The organism is Burkholderia sp. 9775_39 (assembly GCF_015712225.1).
GTDB lineage: Bacteria > Pseudomonadota > Gammaproteobacteria > Burkholderiales > Burkholderiaceae > Burkholderia > Burkholderia cenocepacia.
This window is the reverse complement of record NZ_JACCQC010000012.1, coordinates 201,786-218,184: the sequence shown is the minus strand read 5'-3', so window position 1 is coordinate 218,184 and position 16,399 is coordinate 201,786. Positions and strand designations below refer to the sequence as shown.

The 16,399-nt window shown below is 61.3% G+C and carries 9 protein-coding genes, 4 tRNA genes and 1 rRNA gene; all 14 read left to right on the top strand.

What is annotated here, in order from left to right:
• Nucleotides 1-66 precede the first annotated feature (66 nt).
• Nucleotides 67-179, top strand: a 5S ribosomal RNA gene (rrf, locus tag H0X90_RS18585).
• A gap of 2,150 nt (nt 180-2,329) precedes the next feature.
• Nucleotides 2,330-2,415 (top strand) — tRNA-Tyr (locus tag H0X90_RS18580).
• Nucleotides 2,416-2,458: 43 nt separating this feature from the next.
• Nucleotides 2,459-2,532 (top strand) — tRNA-Gly (locus H0X90_RS18575).
• 22 nt (nt 2,533-2,554) lie between these two features.
• Nucleotides 2,555-2,629: transfer RNA gene (locus tag H0X90_RS18570), tRNA-Thr, on the top strand.
• A gap of 66 nt (nt 2,630-2,695) precedes the next feature.
• Nucleotides 2,696-3,886 (top strand): elongation factor Tu, encoded by a 1,191-nt coding sequence (tuf, locus tag H0X90_RS18565; protein ID WP_006482910.1) that lies wholly within the window; start codon nt 2,696-2,698, stop codon nt 3,884-3,886.
• Between the two features lie 59 nt (nt 3,887-3,945).
• Nucleotides 3,946-4,021: transfer RNA gene (locus H0X90_RS18560), tRNA-Trp, on the top strand.
• A 42-nt stretch (nt 4,022-4,063) separates the two neighbouring features.
• A complete protein-coding gene (gene secE, locus H0X90_RS18555) occupies nt 4,064-4,444 on the top strand; it encodes a preprotein translocase subunit SecE (RefSeq protein WP_006482892.1) in 381 nt (126 codons plus the stop codon).
• A gap of 1 nt (nt 4,445) precedes the next feature.
• On the top strand, nt 4,446-5,003 hold the full coding sequence (nusG, locus tag H0X90_RS18550; protein WP_006400672.1) for a transcription termination/antitermination protein NusG: 558 nt from the start codon (nt 4,446-4,448) through the stop codon (nt 5,001-5,003).
• 141 nt (nt 5,004-5,144) lie between these two features.
• Nucleotides 5,145-5,576 (top strand): 50S ribosomal protein L11, encoded by a 432-nt coding sequence (gene rplK / locus H0X90_RS18545; RefSeq protein ID WP_006477201.1) that lies wholly within the window; start codon nt 5,145-5,147, stop codon nt 5,574-5,576.
• Nucleotides 5,577-6,275, top strand: a complete 699-nt coding sequence (rplA, locus tag H0X90_RS18540) for a 50S ribosomal protein L1 (protein WP_006482906.1) — start codon at nt 5,577-5,579, stop codon at nt 6,273-6,275.
• A 309-nt stretch (nt 6,276-6,584) separates the two neighbouring features.
• On the top strand, nt 6,585-7,082 hold the full coding sequence (rplJ, locus tag H0X90_RS18535) for a 50S ribosomal protein L10 (protein WP_006482916.1): 498 nt from the start codon (nt 6,585-6,587) through the stop codon (nt 7,080-7,082).
• A gap of 63 nt (nt 7,083-7,145) precedes the next feature.
• On the top strand, nt 7,146-7,520 hold the full coding sequence (gene rplL / locus H0X90_RS18530) for a 50S ribosomal protein L7/L12 (protein WP_006482911.1): 375 nt from the start codon (nt 7,146-7,148) through the stop codon (nt 7,518-7,520).
• Between the two features lie 381 nt (nt 7,521-7,901).
• Complete coding sequence (gene rpoB, locus H0X90_RS18525) at nt 7,902-12,008, top strand: DNA-directed RNA polymerase subunit beta (RefSeq protein ID WP_006482874.1); 4,107 nt, start codon at nt 7,902-7,904, stop codon at nt 12,006-12,008.
• Nucleotides 12,009-12,029: 21 nt separating this feature from the next.
• Nucleotides 12,030-16,271: a DNA-directed RNA polymerase subunit beta' gene (gene rpoC / locus H0X90_RS18520; RefSeq protein ID WP_006482896.1), complete on the top strand. Its 4,242-nt coding sequence runs from the start codon at nt 12,030-12,032 to the stop codon at nt 16,269-16,271.
• Nucleotides 16,272-16,399: the final 128 nt, after the last annotated feature.

Genomic DNA, 16,399 nt, shown 5'->3' with positions numbered 1-16,399 from the left:
CACAACCTAAATTACTGCTTCTTCCAAGATTGGTTGCGCTGCGAAGCAACGCAACAACCCCCTTTGCCTGATGACCATAGCGAGTCGGTCCCACCCCTTCCCATCCCGAACAGGACCGTGAAACGACTCTACGCCGATGATAGTGCGGATTCCCGTGTGAAAGTAGGTAATCGTCAGGCTCCCTAAGCCAGAAACCCCCGCCCGAAAGGCGGGGGTTTTTGCATTGGCGCGCCAGAAAAGCGTGCGGCGAAGCGCCGTGTGGCACGAGTTGGGTGTCGAAGGCGTTGGCTCAAATCGAAATCGTCTCCTCGAGATTGGCCAAATGCATCTCGCCCGTCGGGATGCCTGTACGCCAGCAACTAATGTTGCTGAAATCACGAACCTTCTATTTTTCGTTTGTGTCGGCGGCCATCAGGGCCGCGGCGAGAAATCGCCTTGGACAACTTCGCCAGAGTAATCTTCCGGCCGGCCTTGTTCGACACAGGCGCCCGCCAGGTCTGGCTACCCCACGTCACCCGATAATCGATCAACGCGCCTTGATCGCCGGTGTATCGAGCGCGTCTTCTGCCTCGGTGCGCTGCGCATATCGCGTGGCAGCGGGTGCGCCCTGCGCTCGCTCTATCTCCCGCGGGTTGGTGGCAAGAACGGGTGGGATGTCCGCGCTTCCGGCTCTCTTGTCGCAAGTGCCAAATGTGCGTGCGTTCCTCGCGAAACCACGCGACCGAGCTGCGTCCCGCCAGGGAGGCGCGGCGTTGCTATTAGGCGACATTTCCGTTCTAACTCGCTATATCTTCGCCTGAAATAGCCCTATCGGGCCGCGATCTACGCTTGAGTCGCGGTCGACGGTCCGCCGAGCCGTGTGCGTATCGCGGGGCCAAAGAAGATCAAAAAGCGGTGCGATTCCTCTCGACGGCCGCCCGTTGACCGTTCCGTAACGCGTAAATTTCGCCGATGAGCGGATAGGTAGCCTCACCTCCGTGGCCTAGGCCTTTTCCCATCGATGTGAAGGATGTGCTGTCGGCGTCGACGCCTAGAGCGCGTTTTGTGCGACCGTATTCGGATCGCCGGGCAGAGAGTCTCCTGCAGATGGAGACTGCGGTGCCGTGTTCCGGTCGTGAGTCCGGGGCAGCTCGAACACTGCCGGGCAGCGCACTTCGGATGTCGACGCTCCTGCGCCATCTATACGCTTTCCACTGTCTTTGGGCGCGTGTGGCGTGACGGCGGCTCATCCGTGGAGCGCGGCGCCGAAATTGGGAGCGCAGCTGGACGTGGCGGGCACCATACGAACAGTTGTGATGTCTCGGTGTACGCCGAAGATTCGCCGCGATGCCGATTCGATGCTGACGCTGAGCGGTTTGCACGACGAGACACAGCGATGCCGGCCGGCGGAACGTTCGACGCGGCGGTAGCAAGGCCAGAGAGAGGCCTGGACCAGGGCGCGCGTCGCCAGCAGTGCCCGCAAGCAGGGCAGCGGGACGTGCAGAACCGTCGCGTTCATCGCTCGAGACGGCATCGAGCCATCGCTTCCCGATTCCGCTGTTGTGCCGCGAGAGAGCCGGCGCGTGCCGACCCACACATCAAGGAATCGAGCGCGGGCTGCAATCGTTGATGCTCCCCAACCGCGGAGCACGGCGCCGGTAACGGCGGTGCAGCCGAGAGTCATGCTGGCTGTCGAATCGTCCTGATCGACCTCGAGCGGCACCAAGAGTCTGCCGAAGCCGCGGCATGTCGCTGCACCACAAAGGAATGCCGTTGCAGAGCAAGCGCGGCATATGAAGGAAGCAGGCTGGCGCGTGGAGATGGGCACCGGAGGGAGGCCGGCGATTCGGGACGATATCGTGCCCCCGGGAAAGTCGTCGAACGCAACAGGGTGATCGAATTCGGCAATGAGGCCGGTTCGCCCCGATTGCGGAAGGGGGCGCGAAAGCATTTGTCCCCATGTTGGCCTGGATCGGGGCGGGCAGCCTGCAGTGCCCGCTGCAAAGCCGCTATTTCCTGCAAGAAGCGCTGACGAACCTCCCGTGAACCCCCGACGCCCTGCTGGCCGAACACGCCCGGCACGAAATTTGCCGAAATTTTGTGTCTACCCGCTTGGCATTGTGCGAAAGAGGCCGTATGATGGCGGTCTTTCGTTTTTAGCGCAGATGCAGATCCGCGCTGAAGGCGGAGTCTGACGAAGATGTGGCGCCGGTCGGCAACATCTCGCGCTTGCCTTAGCCGGGCAAGGGCGGGGATCGGCGGGAAGCAGGAGTCGGGAAGAAAGTGAAAATAATCTTCCGGATATGCTTGACAGGAGTGCGATGCACCCCCATAATCGTCAGTTCTCTACGGAGGGGTGCCCGAGTGGCTAAAGGGGGCAGACTGTAAATCTGTTGGCTTACGCCTACGTTGGTTCGAATCCAACCTCCTCCACCAAGATATCAGCGCAGTGAGCGGCAAGGAATCGTTAGTGGCCCGTGCGGGTGTAGCTCAATGGTAGAGCAGAAGCCTTCCAAGCTTACGACGAGGGTTCGATTCCCTTCACCCGCTCCAGACCGCTAAGTTGAAGCGTAGCGCCCATGTGGCTCAGTGGTAGAGCACTCCCTTGGTAAGGGAGAGGTCGGCAGTTCGATCCTGCCCATGGGCACCAGCAGTAAAAAGTCAGTGTCTTGTTTGCGCGCGGCGCAACCTGTGAAATTCCTTTTGGGAGTTGAAAATGGCCAAGGAAAAGTTTGAGCGGACCAAGCCGCACGTGAACGTTGGTACGATTGGTCACGTTGACCACGGCAAGACGACGCTGACGGCAGCGATCACGACGGTTCTGACGAAGAAGTTCGGCGGCGAAGCGAAGGCATACGACCAGATCGACGCGGCACCGGAAGAAAAGGCGCGCGGCATCACGATCAACACGGCACACGTCGAGTACGAAACGGCTAACCGCCACTACGCACACGTCGACTGCCCGGGCCACGCTGACTATGTGAAGAACATGATCACGGGCGCGGCGCAGATGGACGGCGCGATCCTGGTTTGCTCGGCAGCGGACGGCCCGATGCCGCAAACGCGTGAGCACATCCTGCTGGCGCGTCAGGTTGGCGTTCCGTACATCATCGTGTTCCTGAACAAGTGCGACATGGTGGACGACGCTGAACTGCTCGAGCTGGTCGAGATGGAAGTTCGCGAACTGCTGTCGAAGTACGACTTCCCGGGCGACGACACGCCGATCGTGAAGGGTTCGGCGAAGCTGGCGCTGGAAGGCGACACGGGCGAGCTGGGCGAAGTGGCGATCATGAGCCTGGCCGACGCGCTGGACACGTACATCCCGACGCCGGAGCGTGCAGTTGACGGCGCGTTCCTGATGCCGGTGGAAGACGTGTTCTCGATCTCGGGCCGTGGTACGGTGGTGACGGGTCGTGTCGAGCGCGGCATCGTGAAGGTCGGCGAGGAAATCGAAATCGTCGGTATCAAGCCGACGGTGAAGACGACCTGCACGGGCGTTGAAATGTTCCGCAAGCTGCTGGACCAAGGTCAGGCAGGCGACAACGTGGGTATCCTGCTGCGCGGCACGAAGCGTGAAGACGTGGAGCGTGGCCAGGTTCTGGCGAAGCCGGGTTCGATCACGCCGCACACGCACTTCACGGCTGAAGTGTACGTGCTGAGCAAGGACGAAGGCGGCCGTCACACGCCGTTCTTCAACAACTACCGTCCGCAGTTCTACTTCCGTACGACGGACGTGACGGGCTCGATCGAGCTGCCGAAGGACAAGGAAATGGTGATGCCGGGCGACAACGTGTCGATCACGGTGAAGCTGATCGCTCCGATCGCGATGGAAGAAGGTCTGCGCTTCGCGATCCGCGAAGGCGGCCGTACGGTCGGCGCCGGCGTCGTCGCCAAGATCATCGAGTAAGCCAGTTATTCGTTGATCGACAGTTTTGGGGCTGGCATCAGCCGGCCCCAACATGGTTTAGGGGTATAGCTCAACTGGCAGAGCGTCGGTCTCCAAAACCGAAGGTTGGGGGTTCGATTCCCTCTGCCCCTGCCAAAAATCGCCACGTGTCCCACGTGGCATTTGTTTTAAGGTGTTATGGCGAATCCATCCGTCGAAACTGTAAATACCTCCGGCGATAAGCTGATGCTGGCCCTGGGCGTATTGCTGGTGTTGGCCGGATTCGTGGGCTTCTTCTGGCTGGCCAATCAGCAGTGGTATGTCCGCGGTGCCGCGTTGGCGGTAGGTATCATCGCCGGCGTGGCCGTCGGGCTGATGTCCGCCCCTGGCAAGAGCCTCATCGCGTTTGCCAAGGATTCGTACAAGGAAGTCCGGAAGGTCGTATGGCCCACCCGCAAGGAAGCAACGCAAACCACACTCGTCGTGTTCGGTTTCGTGCTCGTGATGGCGATTTTCCTCTGGTTGAGCGACAAATCGATCGAATGGGTGATTTTCTCGGCGATTCTGGGTTGGAAATGATATGAGCGATACTCCGGCATCCCCGAGCGGAAAGCGTTGGTACGTCGTGCACGCCTACTCCGGTATGGAGAAGAGCGTGCAACGCGCGCTTCAGGAGCGCATCGAACGTGCTGGCATGCAGGACAAATTCGGTCAGATCCTGGTCCCGACCGAAGAAGTGGTCGAAGTCAAAGGCGGCCACAAGGCAGTGACCGAGCGTCGTTTCTTCCCCGGCTACGTGCTCGTGGAAATGGAAATGACGGACGAAACGTGGCACCTCGTGAAGAACACGGCGAAGGTCACCGGTTTCGTCGGCGGTGCGCGTAACCGCCCGACTCCGATTTCCCCGAAGGAAGTCGAGAAGATCATGTCGCAGATGCAGGAAGGCGTCGAAAAGCCGCGCCCGAAGACCCTGTTCGAAGTCGGCGAGATGGTGCGCGTCAAGGAAGGCCCGTTCACGGACTTCAACGGCACCGTCGAAGAAGTCAACTACGAAAAATCGCGTGTGCGTGTGTCGGTCACAATTTTTGGCCGATCCACCCCGGTCGAACTCGAATTCGGCCAGGTCGAAAAAGTTTGATCCCGATTCGGTGGGCAGCCTCGGCTGCCCACCTTCGCGCTTACGGCCCGCGTCATGGCCGTTGAGGAGCGTCAGTAGCCAGCGGCGAAAGCGCGTTATCACTCACCGAACGCCTTCTCCGGCGTTCCAATGAGGTTTCAAATGGCAAAGAAGATTATCGGCTTTATCAAGCTGCAGATCCCTGCAGGTAAAGCCAACCCGTCGCCGCCGGTCGGTCCGGCACTGGGCCAGCGCGGCCTGAACATCATGGAGTTCTGCAAGGCGTTCAACGCGCAGACTCAAGGCATGGAGCCGGGTCTGCCGGTGCCGGTGGTCATCACGGCATTCGCTGACAAGAGCTTCACGTTCGTGATGAAGACGCCGCCGGCGACCGTCCTGATCAAGAAGGCGGCGAAGGTGGACAAGGGCTCGAGCAAGCCGCACACCGACAAGGTCGGTTCGATCACGCGCGCTCAAGCCGAAGAAATCGCGAAGACCAAGATGCCGGACCTTACGGCAGCTGATCTGGACGCAGCCGTTCGCACCATCGCTGGTAGCGCACGCTCGATGGGTATCACTGTGGAGGGCGTGTAAATGGCTAAGATCTCCAAGCGCCGTCAGGCATTTGCCGCCAAGGTCGACCGTCAGAAGCTGTACGCGATCGAAGACGCACTGAGCCTCGTGAAGGAATGCGCGAGCGCGAAGTTCGACGAGTCGATCGACGTCGCAGTCCAGCTCGGCATCGATGCGAAGAAGTCGGACCAGGTCGTTCGTGGTTCGGTCGTTCTGCCGGCAGGTACGGGCAAGTCGGTTCGCGTTGCCGTGTTCGCGCAAGGCGAAAAGGCCGAGCAGGCTCGTGCAGCAGGCGCGGAAATCGTCGGTATGGAAGACCTGGCTGAGCAGATCAAGGCTGGCCAGATGGACTTCGACATCGTGATCGCTTCGCCGGACACGATGCGTATCGTCGGTACGCTCGGCCAGATCCTCGGCCCGCGCGGCCTGATGCCGAACCCGAAGGTCGGTACGGTCACGCCGGACGTCGCCACCGCCGTCAAGAACGCGAAGGCTGGTCAGGTGCAATTCCGTGTCGACAAGGCCGGTATCATCCACGCGACCATCGGCCGTGCATCGTTCGAGCCGACCGCGCTGCGTTCGAACCTGTCGGCGCTGATCGAAGCGCTGCAGAAGGCAAAGCCGGCAACGAGCAAGGGCGTGTACCTGCGCAAGATCGCACTGTCGAGCACGATGGGCGTCGGCGTGCGTGTCGACCAGGCTACGCTGGCAGCACAGTAAGCAAGTATTCGGGCCGTTTCGTTCGCGAAGCGGCCCACATGGGCTTTGGGCGGTTGTTCGTGCAGCAGGGCGGACAACCGGTTATCAAAGACCGTTGGTGGGGCGCAGCAGTCGGGTGATCCCCTTAATTCAAGCCAACGCAGATGGCGAACCCGAAAAAGTTTTGCAGTGGTGAAGCCGCAGGCCGCGAAGCGATTCGCGGCGTGAGGTGGAAATACTCCTAACGAGGTCGGACGCCGTTGTTGAACGAGGTACGTGAGGTTTCGGCCATGCCGGCCATGCCGAACGTATCGTTTCTGGAGGCTAACCGTGCCGCTTAATAGAGAAGACAAGCAAGCCGTCGTCGCTGAGGTTTCCGCGCAAGTCGCGAAGGCCCAGACCGTTGTGCTGGCTGAGTATCGTGGAATTGCGGTTGGCGATCTGACCAAGCTGCGCGCGCAAGCGCGTGAGCAAAAGGTTTACCTGCGCGTGTTGAAGAACACGCTGGCGCGTCGCGCCGTCGAAGGTACGCCGTTTGCTCCGCTGGCAGAGCAGATGACTGGTCCGTTGATCTACGGCATCTCGGAAGATGCAATTGCTGCTGCTAAGGTCGTCAACGACTTCAGCAAGAGCAATGACAAGTTGGTCATCAAGGCTGGTTCGTTCGATGGCAAGGTGATGGACAAGGCTGGCGTGCAAGCGCTGGCAAGCATCCCGAGCCGCGAAGAACTGCTCTCGAAGCTGCTGTTCGTTATGCAAGCGCCTGTTTCGGGCTTCGCGCGTGCTCTGGCCGCGCTGGCCGAGAAGAAGCAAGCGGAAGCTGCATAAGCGAACGTGCATCAGCGTTACTGATCGCTGGCTGTATCCGAATTCAATTTAGGAGTATTTCAAATGGCAATCGCAAAAGAAGACATCCTGGCAGCAGTCGAAGGGATGACCGTTCTGGAACTGAACGAACTGGTCAAGGCGTTCGAAGAGAAGTTTGGCGTGTCGGCAGCTGCAGTGGCAGTCGCTGGCCCGGCAGGCGGCGGCGCTGCTGCTGCTGCAGAAGAGAAGACCGAATTCACGGTCGTCCTGGCTGAAGCCGGCGCCAACAAGGTTTCGGTCATCAAGGCCGTTCGCGAACTGACGGGCCTGGGCCTGAAGGAAGCGAAGGACCTGGTTGACGGTGCACCGAAGCCCATCAAGGAAGGCGTCGACAAGGCTGCTGCTGAAGAAGCCAAGAAGAAGCTGGAAGAAGCTGGCGCGAAGGTCGAAGTCAAGTAAGTTTCGGCGCGCTGTGCGAAGGCTGGCGGTATTTTCACCGCCGGCCTTTTTGTGCTTTGTGGGGACGTTATTCTGGCACTCATTCGGGAGCCCGAATAATCGGCCCCAGAAGCCAAAGAAAACCGCCTGATCGTTGTGATGAATCACGCACGATTGGCGGTTCTCTTTGTCTTCTGAAGCGACTGCAGAAGGCAAGTTTGGTCGGGTAGCGGGCAACACAGGCATCCGCTGCCGTCAGCCAGCGGTTGGTAGCGGCCAACCACCAAGCTTCTCGGCTCGTTCAAGCCGTCGAACGGCCATCGGGTCTCAGTCGGTGAACACTCGGGTTTGAAACGTCCAGGTATTCCGCCTCGATAGCACCCGCCGTGATTCGGAGATCGTATGCAATATTCCTTCACCGAGAAGAAGCGCATTCGCAAGAGTTTCGCGAAGCGCCCCATCGTTCACCAAGTTCCGTTCTTGCTGGCTACTCAGCTTGAATCATTCAGCACGTTTCTGCAAGCCGATGTGCCCGCGACGCAACGTAAGCCTGAAGGTTTGCAGGCCGCGTTCACATCGGTATTTCCCATTGTTTCGCACAACGGTTTCGCGCGCCTCGAGTTCGTGAGCTATGCGCTGTCCTCGCCGGCATTCAACATCAAGGAATGCCAGCAGCGAGGCCTGACGTACTGCTCCGCGCTGCGCGCGAAGGTCCGCCTCGTCATCCTCGACAAGGAATCGCCGAACAAGCCGGTCGTCAAGGAAGTGAAGGAGCAGGAAGTGTACATGGGCGAAATTCCGCTCATGACGCCGACGGGCTCGTTCGTCATCAACGGCACCGAGCGTGTCATCGTCTCGCAGCTGCATCGTTCGCCTGGCGTGTTCTTCGAACACGACAAGGGCAAGACGCACAGCTCGGGCAAGCTGCTGTTCTCGGCACGGATCATTCCGTACCGCGGTTCGTGGCTCGACTTCGAATTCGATCCGAAGGACATCCTGTACTTCCGCGTCGACCGTCGCCGCAAGATGCCGGTCACGATCCTGCTGAAGGCCATCGGCCTGACGCCGGAACAGATCCTCGCGAACTTCTTCGTGTTCGACAATTTCACGCTGATGGACGAAGGCGCGCAACTCGAGTTCGTGCCCGAGCGCCTGCGTGGTGAAGTCGCGCGTTTCGACATCACGGATCGTGATGGCAAGGTCATCGTCCAGAAGGACAAGCGGATCAACGCGAAGCACATTCGCGACCTCGAAGCCGCGAAGACCAAGTTCATCTCGGTGCCGGAAGACTATCTGCTCGGCCGCGTGCTGGCGAAGAACGTCGTCGACGGCGACACCGGCGAAGTGATCGCGAGCGCGAACGACGAAGTCACGGAAAGCGTGCTCGAGAAGCTGCGCGAAGCGGGCATCAAGGACATCCAGACGCTCTACACGAACGATCTGGATCAGGGCCCGTACATCTCGTCGACGCTGCGTGTCGACGAAACGACCGACAAGACGGCCGCGCGCATCGCGATCTACCGCATGATGCGTCCGGGCGAGCCGCCGACCGAAGAAGCAGTCGAGGCCCTGTTCAACCGTCTGTTCTACAGCGAAGAAGCGTACGACCTGTCGAAGGTCGGCCGCATGAAGTTCAACCGCCGCGTCGGCCGTGACGAGATCGTCGGCCCGATGACGCTGCAGGACGACGACATCCTCGCGACGATCAAGATCCTCGTCGAGCTGCGCAACGGCAAGGGCGAAGTGGACGACATCGACCACCTCGGCAACCGTCGCGTGCGTTGCGTCGGCGAACTGGCGGAAAACCAGTTCCGCGCCGGTCTCGTGCGTGTCGAGCGCGCGGTCAAGGAACGCCTCGGCCAGGCCGAAAGCGAAAACCTGATGCCGCACGACCTGATCAACTCGAAGCCGATTTCGTCGGCGATTCGCGAGTTCTTCGGCTCGTCGCAGCTGTCGCAGTTCATGGACCAGACCAACCCGCTGTCGGAAATCACGCACAAGCGCCGTGTTTCCGCACTGGGCCCGGGCGGTCTGACGCGCGAGCGCGCAGGCTTCGAAGTCCGCGACGTGCACCCGACCCACTACGGCCGCGTGTGCCCGATCGAAACGCCGGAAGGTCCGAACATCGGCCTGATCAACTCGCTCGCGCTGTACGCGCACCTGAACGAGTACGGCTTCCTCGAGACGCCGTACCGCAAGGTCGTGGACAGCAAGGTGACCGATCAGATCGACTACCTGTCGGCGATCGAGGAAGGCCGCTACATGATCGCTCAGGCGAACGCCGCGATCGACGAAGACGGCCGACTCATCGACGAACTCGTGTCGTCGCGCGAAGCCGGCGAAACGATGATGGTCACGCCGGACCGTATCCAGTACATGGACGTCGCGCCGTCGCAGATCGTGTCGGTGGCCGCATCGCTGATTCCGTTCCTCGAGCACGATGACGCGAACCGTGCACTGATGGGCTCGAACATGCAGCGTCAGGCCGTGCCGTGTCTGCGTCCGGAAAAGCCGGTCGTCGGTACGGGCATCGAGCGCACCTGCGCGGTCGACTCGGGTACGACGGTCCAGGCGTTCCGCGGCGGTGTGGTCGACTACGTCGACGCAGGCCGTATCGTGATTCGCGTGAACGACGACGAAGCAGTCGCGGGTGAAGTCGGTGTCGACATCTACAACCTGATCAAGTACACGCGTTCGAACCAGAACACGAACATCAACCAGCGTCCGATCGTGAAGATGGGCGACAAGGTCTCGCGCGGCGACGTGCTGGCCGACGGCGCCTCGACGGACCTGGGCGAGCTCGCGCTCGGCCAGAACATGCTGATCGCGTTCATGCCGTGGAACGGCTACAACTTCGAGGATTCGATCCTGATCTCGGAGAAGGTGGTCGCGGACGATCGCTACACGTCGATCCACATCGAAGAGCTGAACGTCGTTGCACGCGACACGAAGCTCGGGCCGGAAGAAATCACGCGCGACATCTCGAACCTGGCGGAAGTCCAGCTCGGCCGTCTCGACGAATCGGGCATCGTGTACATCGGTGCTGAAGTCGAAGCAGGCGACGTGCTGGTCGGCAAGGTCACGCCGAAGGGCGAGACCCAGCTGACGCCGGAAGAGAAGCTGCTGCGCGCGATCTTCGGCGAGAAGGCTTCGGACGTGAAGGACACGTCGCTGCGCGTGCCGTCGGGCATGAGCGGCACCGTGATCGACGTCCAGGTGTTCACGCGTGAAGGCATCCAGCGCGACAAGCGTGCGCAACAGATCATCGACGACGAACTGAAGCGCTACCGTCTCGACCTGAACGACCAGCTGCGCATCGTGGAAGGCGACGCGTTCCAGCGTCTCGCCCGCATGCTAGTGGGCAAGGTCGCGAACGGCGGTCCGAAGAAGCTCGCGAAGGGCACGAAGATCGACCAGGCTTACCTGGAAGATCTCGACCACTACCACTGGTTCGACATCCGCCTCGCGGACGACGAAGCAGCGGCATCGCTCGAAGCGATCAAGAACTCGATCGAAGAGAAGCGTCACCAGTTCGATCTCGCGTTCGAAGAAAAGCGCAAGAAGCTCACGCAAGGCGACGAACTGCCGCCGGGCGTGCTGAAGATGGTCAAGGTGTACCTCGCGGTGAAGCGCCGTCTGCAGCCTGGCGACAAGATGGCAGGCCGTCACGGTAACAAGGGTGTCGTGTCGAAGATCGTCCCGATCGAAGACATGCCGTACATGGCCGATGGCCGTCCGGCAGACGTCGTGCTGAACCCGCTCGGCGTGCCGTCGCGGATGAACGTGGGTCAGGTTCTGGAAGTACACCTCGGCTGGGCCGCGAAGGGCCTCGGCTGGCGTATCGGCGAAATGCTGCAGCGTCAGGCGAAGATCGAGGAGCTGCGCACGTTCCTGACGAAGATCTACAACGAGTCGGGCCGCCAGGAAGATCTGGAAAGCTTCACCGACGACGAGATCCTCGAACTCGCGAAGAACCTGCGCGAAGGCGTGCCGTTCGCGACGCCGGTGTTCGACGGTGCGACCGAGGAAGAAATGGGCAAGATGCTCGACCTCGCGTTCCCGGACGACATCGCCGAACAGCTCGGCATGAACCCGTCGAAGAACCAGGTCCGTCTGTACGACGGCCGCACGGGTGAAATGTTCGAACGTCGCGTGACGCTCGGCTACATGCACTACCTGAAGCTGCACCACCTGGTCGACGACAAGATGCACGCGCGTTCGACCGGCCCGTACTCGCTCGTCACGCAGCAGCCGCTGGGTGGTAAGGCGCAGTTCGGTGGCCAGCGTTTCGGTGAAATGGAAGTGTGGGCACTCGAAGCGTACGGCGCGTCCTACGTGCTGCAGGAAATGCTGACGGTGAAGTCGGACGACGTGACCGGCCGGACGAAGGTGTACGAAAACCTCGTCAAGGGCGACCACGTGATCGATGCAGGCATGCCGGAATCCTTCAACGTGCTCGTGAAGGAAATCCGCTCGCTCGGTATCGATATCGATCTCGACCGCAATTAATCGGACTACGGAGAGAAAGCAATGAAAGCTCTGCTCGATCTATTCAAGCAAGTCCAACAGGAAGAAGTTTTCGACGCGATCAAGATCGGTCTGGCCTCGCCCGACAAGATCCGTTCGTGGTCGTTCGGCGAAGTGAAGAAGCCGGAGACCATCAACTACCGTACGTTCAAGCCGGAACGCGATGGTCTGTTCTGCGCGAAGATCTTCGGGCCGATCAAGGACTACGAGTGCCTGTGCGGCAAGTACAAGCGCCTGAAGCACCGCGGCGTGATCTGCGAGAAGTGCGGCGTCGAAGTGACGCTGGCGAAGGTGCGTCGCGAACGGATGGGCCACATCGAGCTGGCCTCGCCGGTCGCGCACATCTGGTTCCTGAAGTCGCTGCCGTCGCGTCTGGGCATGGTGCTCGACATGACGCTGCGCGACATCGAACGCGTGCTGTACTTCGAAGCGTACGTGGTGATCGAACCGGGCATGACGCCGCTGAAGGCGCGGCAGATCATGACCGAGGAGGATTACTACAACAAGGTCGAGGAATACGGCGACGAATTCCGTGCCGAAATGGGCGCGGAAGGCGTGCGTGAACTGCTGCGCGCGATCAACATCGACGAGCAGGTCGAGACGCTGCGCACCGAGCTGAAGAACACGGGCTCGGAAGCGAAGATCAAGAAGTACGCGAAGCGCCTGAAGGTCCTCGAGGCATTCCAGCGTTCGGGCATCAAGCCCGAGTGGATGATCCTCGAAGTGCTGCCGGTGCTGCCGCCGGAACTGCGTCCGCTCGTGCCGCTGGACGGCGGCCGTTTCGCGACGTCGGACCTGAACGACCTGTATCGCCGCGTGATCAACCGTAACAACCGGTTGAAGCGTCTGCTCGAGCTGAAGGCGCCTGAAATCATCGTCCGCAACGAAAAGCGGATGCTGCAGGAAGCCGTCGACTCGCTGCTCGACAACGGTCGTCGCGGCAAGGCGATGACGGGCGCGAACAAGCGTCCGCTGAAGTCGCTCGCCGACATGATCAAGGGCAAGGGCGGTCGTTTCCGTCAGAACCTGCTGGGCAAGCGCGTCGACTACTCGGGCCGTTCGGTCATCGTGGTCGGCCCGACGCTGAAGCTGCACCAGTGCGGCCTGCCGAAGCTGATGGCGCTCGAGCTGTTCAAGCCGTTCATCTTCAACAAGCTGGAAGTGATGGGGGTAGCTACGACCATCAAGGCTGCGAAGAAGGAAGTCGAGAACCAGACGCCGGTGGTGTGGGACATCCTCGAAGAGGTGATCCGCGAGCACCCGGTGATGCTGAACCGTGCGCCGACGCTGCACCGTCTCGGTATCCAGGCGTTCGAGCCGGTGCTGATCGAAGGCAAGGCAATCCAGCTGCACCCGCTCGTCTGCGCGGCGTTCAACGCCGACTTCGACGGTGACCAGATGGCCGTTCACGTGCCGCTGTCGCTCGAAGCGCAGATGGAAGCGCGCACGCTGATGCTCGCGTCGAACAACGTGCTGTTCCCGGCCAACGGCGATCCGTCGATCGTGCCGTCGCAGGATATCGTGCTGGGTCTGTACTACGCGACCCGCGAAGCGATCAACGGCAAGGGCGAAGGCCTGTCGTTCACGGGCGTGTCGGAAGTCATCCGCGCGTACGAGAACAAGGAAGTCGAGCTGGCCTCGCGCGTCAACGTGCGGATCACCGAAATGGTCCGCAACGAGGACACGTCGGAAGGCGCGCCGGAATTCGTGCCGAAGATCACGCTGTACGCGACGACCGTCGGCCGCGCGATCCTGTCGGAGATCCTGCCGCACGGCCTGCCGTTCTCGGTGCTGAACAAGCCGCTGAAGAAGAAGGAAATCTCGCGCCTGATCAACACGGCATTCCGCAAGTGCGGTCTGCGCGCGACGGTGGTGTTCGCCGACCAGCTGATGCAGTCGGGTTTCCGTCTCGCGACGCGTGCCGGCATCTCGATCTGCGTGGACGACATGCTCGTGCCGCCGCAGAAGGAAACGATCGTCGGCGACGCCGCGAAGAAGGTGAAGGAGTACGACCGCCAGTACATGTCGGGTCTCGTCACCGCGCAGGAACGCTACAACAACGTGGTCGACATCTGGTCGGCGACGTCGGAAGCGGTCGGCAAGGCGATGATGGAGCAGCTGTCGACGGAGCCGGTGATCGATCGCGACGGCAACGAGACGCGCCAGGAGTCGTTCAACTCGATCTACATGATGGCCGACTCGGGCGCCCGGGGTTCGGCGGTTCAGATTCGTCAGCTGGCCGGTATGCGAGGCCTGATGGCGAAGCCGGACGGCTCGATTATCGAGACGCCGATTACCGCGAACTTCCGCGAAGGTCTGAACGTGTTGCAGTACTTCATCTCGACCCACGGTGCACGTAAGGGTCTGGCTGATACGGCACTGAAGACCGCGAACTCGGGTTACCTGACGCGTCGTCTCGTCGACGTCACGCAGGATCTGGTCGTGGTGGAAGACGATTGCGGCACGTCGAACGGCGTGGCGATGAAGGCGCTGGTCGAAGGCGGTGAAGTCGTCGAAGCGCTGCGCGACCGTATCCTCGGCCGCGTCGCGGTCGCGGACGTCGTGAATCCGGAAACGCAGGAAACGCTGTACGAATCGGGCACGCTGCTCGACGAAACGGCGGTCGAGGAAATCGAACGCCTCGGCATCGACGAAGTGCGCGTGCGCACGCCGCTGACCTGCGAAACGCGTTACGGCCTGTGCGCAGCCTGCTACGGCCGCGACCTCGGCCGCGGCTCGCTCGTGAACGTCGGCGAAGCAGTCGGCGTGATCGCGGCGCAGTCGATCGGTGAACCGGGCACGCAGCTGACGATGCGTACGTTCCACATCGGTGGTGCGGCATCGCGTGCGGCAGTGGCTTCGTCGGTCGAAGCGAAGAGCAACGGTATCGTCCGCTTCACGGCGACGATGCGCTACGTCACGAACGCGAAGGGCGAGCAGATCGTCATTTCCCGTTCGGGCGAAGCGATGATCACCGACGACTTCGGTCGCGAGCGCGAGCGTCACAAAGTGCCGTACGGCGCGACGCTGCTGCAGCTCGACGGCGCGACCATCAAGGCCGGCACGCAGCTCGCCACGTGGGATCCGCTGACGCGCCCGATCATCACCGAGTACGGTGGTACGGTGAAGTTCGAGAACGTCGAGGAAGGCGTGACCGTCGCGAAGCAGATCGACGACGTGACCGGCCTGTCGACGCTGGTCGTGATCGACGTGAAGCGCCGCGGTTCGCAGGCTTCGAAGAGCGTGCGTCCGCAGGTGAAGCTGCTCGACGCGAACGGCGAGGAAGTGAAGATTCCGGGCACGGAGCACGCAGTGCAGATCGGCTTCCAGGTCGGCGCACTGATCACCGTGAAGGATGGTCAGCAGGTGCAGGTCGGTGAAGTGCTCGCACGTATCCCGACGGAAGCGCAGAAGACGCGTGACATTACCGGCGGTCTGCCGCGGGTGGCGGAACTGTTCGAAGCGCGTTCGCCGAAGGATGCCGGCATTCTCGCGGAAGTCACCGGTACGACGTCGTTCGGCAAGGACACGAAGGGCAAGCAGCGTCTCGTCATCACGGACCTCGAGGGCAACCAGCACGAGTTCCTGATCGCGAAGGAAAAGCAGGTTCTGGTTCACGATGCACAGGTCGTCAACAAGGGCGAAATGATCGTGGACGGTCCGGCCGATCCGCACGACATCCTGCGTCTGCAGGGTATCGAGGCGCTGTCGCGCTACATCGTCGACGAAGTGCAGGACGTGTACCGTCTGCAGGGCGTGAAGATCAACGACAAGCACATCGAGGTGATCGTTCGCCAGATGCTGCGTCGTGTGCAGATCACCGACAACGGTGATACGCGCTTCATCCCGGGCGAACAGGTCGAACGTTCCGACATGCTGGACGAGAACGATCGCATGATCGCCGAGGGCAAGCGCCCGGCTTCGTACGACAACGTGCTGCTCGGTATCACGAAGGCATCGCTGTCGACCGACTCGTTCATCTCCGCGGCATCGTTCCAGGAAACGACCCGCGTGCTGACCGAAGCGGCGATCATGGGCAAGCGCGACGATCTGCGCGGCCTGAAGGAAAACGTGATCGTCGGCCGTCTGATTCCGGCCGGTACGGGTCTCGCGTTCCACAAGGCACGCAAGGCGAAGGAATCGTCGGATCGCGAGCGTTTCGACCAGATCGCAGCGGAAGAGGCATTCGACTTCGGCACGCCGAGCGCGCCGGCGGAAGAGCCGCAACACCCGGCAGCCGAGTAAGCGCGGGGCGGCGCAAGCCGCGTTGCCTTGCTATCATCGCTGTCACCGAAACCGCCCGGTTCTGCCGGGCGGTTTTTTTTCATCCTTCGTTCACGCGCATCACGTGCCTGCGCAGCGCCGCGGCACAT

Excerpts from the sequence above, each read along its gene's own strand:
- secE (WP_006482892.1), top strand. The coding sequence starts at position 4,064 with ATGGCGAATCCATCCGTCGAAACTGTAAATACCTCCGGCGATAAGCTG.
- nusG (WP_006400672.1), top strand. The coding sequence starts at position 4,446 with ATGAGCGATACTCCGGCATCCCCGAGCGGAAAGCGTTGGTACGTCGTG.
- rplK (WP_006477201.1), top strand. The coding sequence starts at position 5,145 with ATGGCAAAGAAGATTATCGGCTTTATCAAGCTGCAGATCCCTGCAGGT.
- rplL (WP_006482911.1), top strand. The coding sequence starts at position 7,146 with ATGGCAATCGCAAAAGAAGACATCCTGGCAGCAGTCGAAGGGATGACC.
- rpoB (WP_006482874.1), top strand. The coding sequence starts at position 7,902 with ATGCAATATTCCTTCACCGAGAAGAAGCGCATTCGCAAGAGTTTCGCG.
- rplA (WP_006482906.1), top strand. The coding sequence starts at position 5,577 with ATGGCTAAGATCTCCAAGCGCCGTCAGGCATTTGCCGCCAAGGTCGAC.
- tuf (WP_006482910.1), top strand. The coding sequence starts at position 2,696 with ATGGCCAAGGAAAAGTTTGAGCGGACCAAGCCGCACGTGAACGTTGGT.
- rpoC (WP_006482896.1), top strand. The coding sequence starts at position 12,030 with ATGAAAGCTCTGCTCGATCTATTCAAGCAAGTCCAACAGGAAGAAGTT.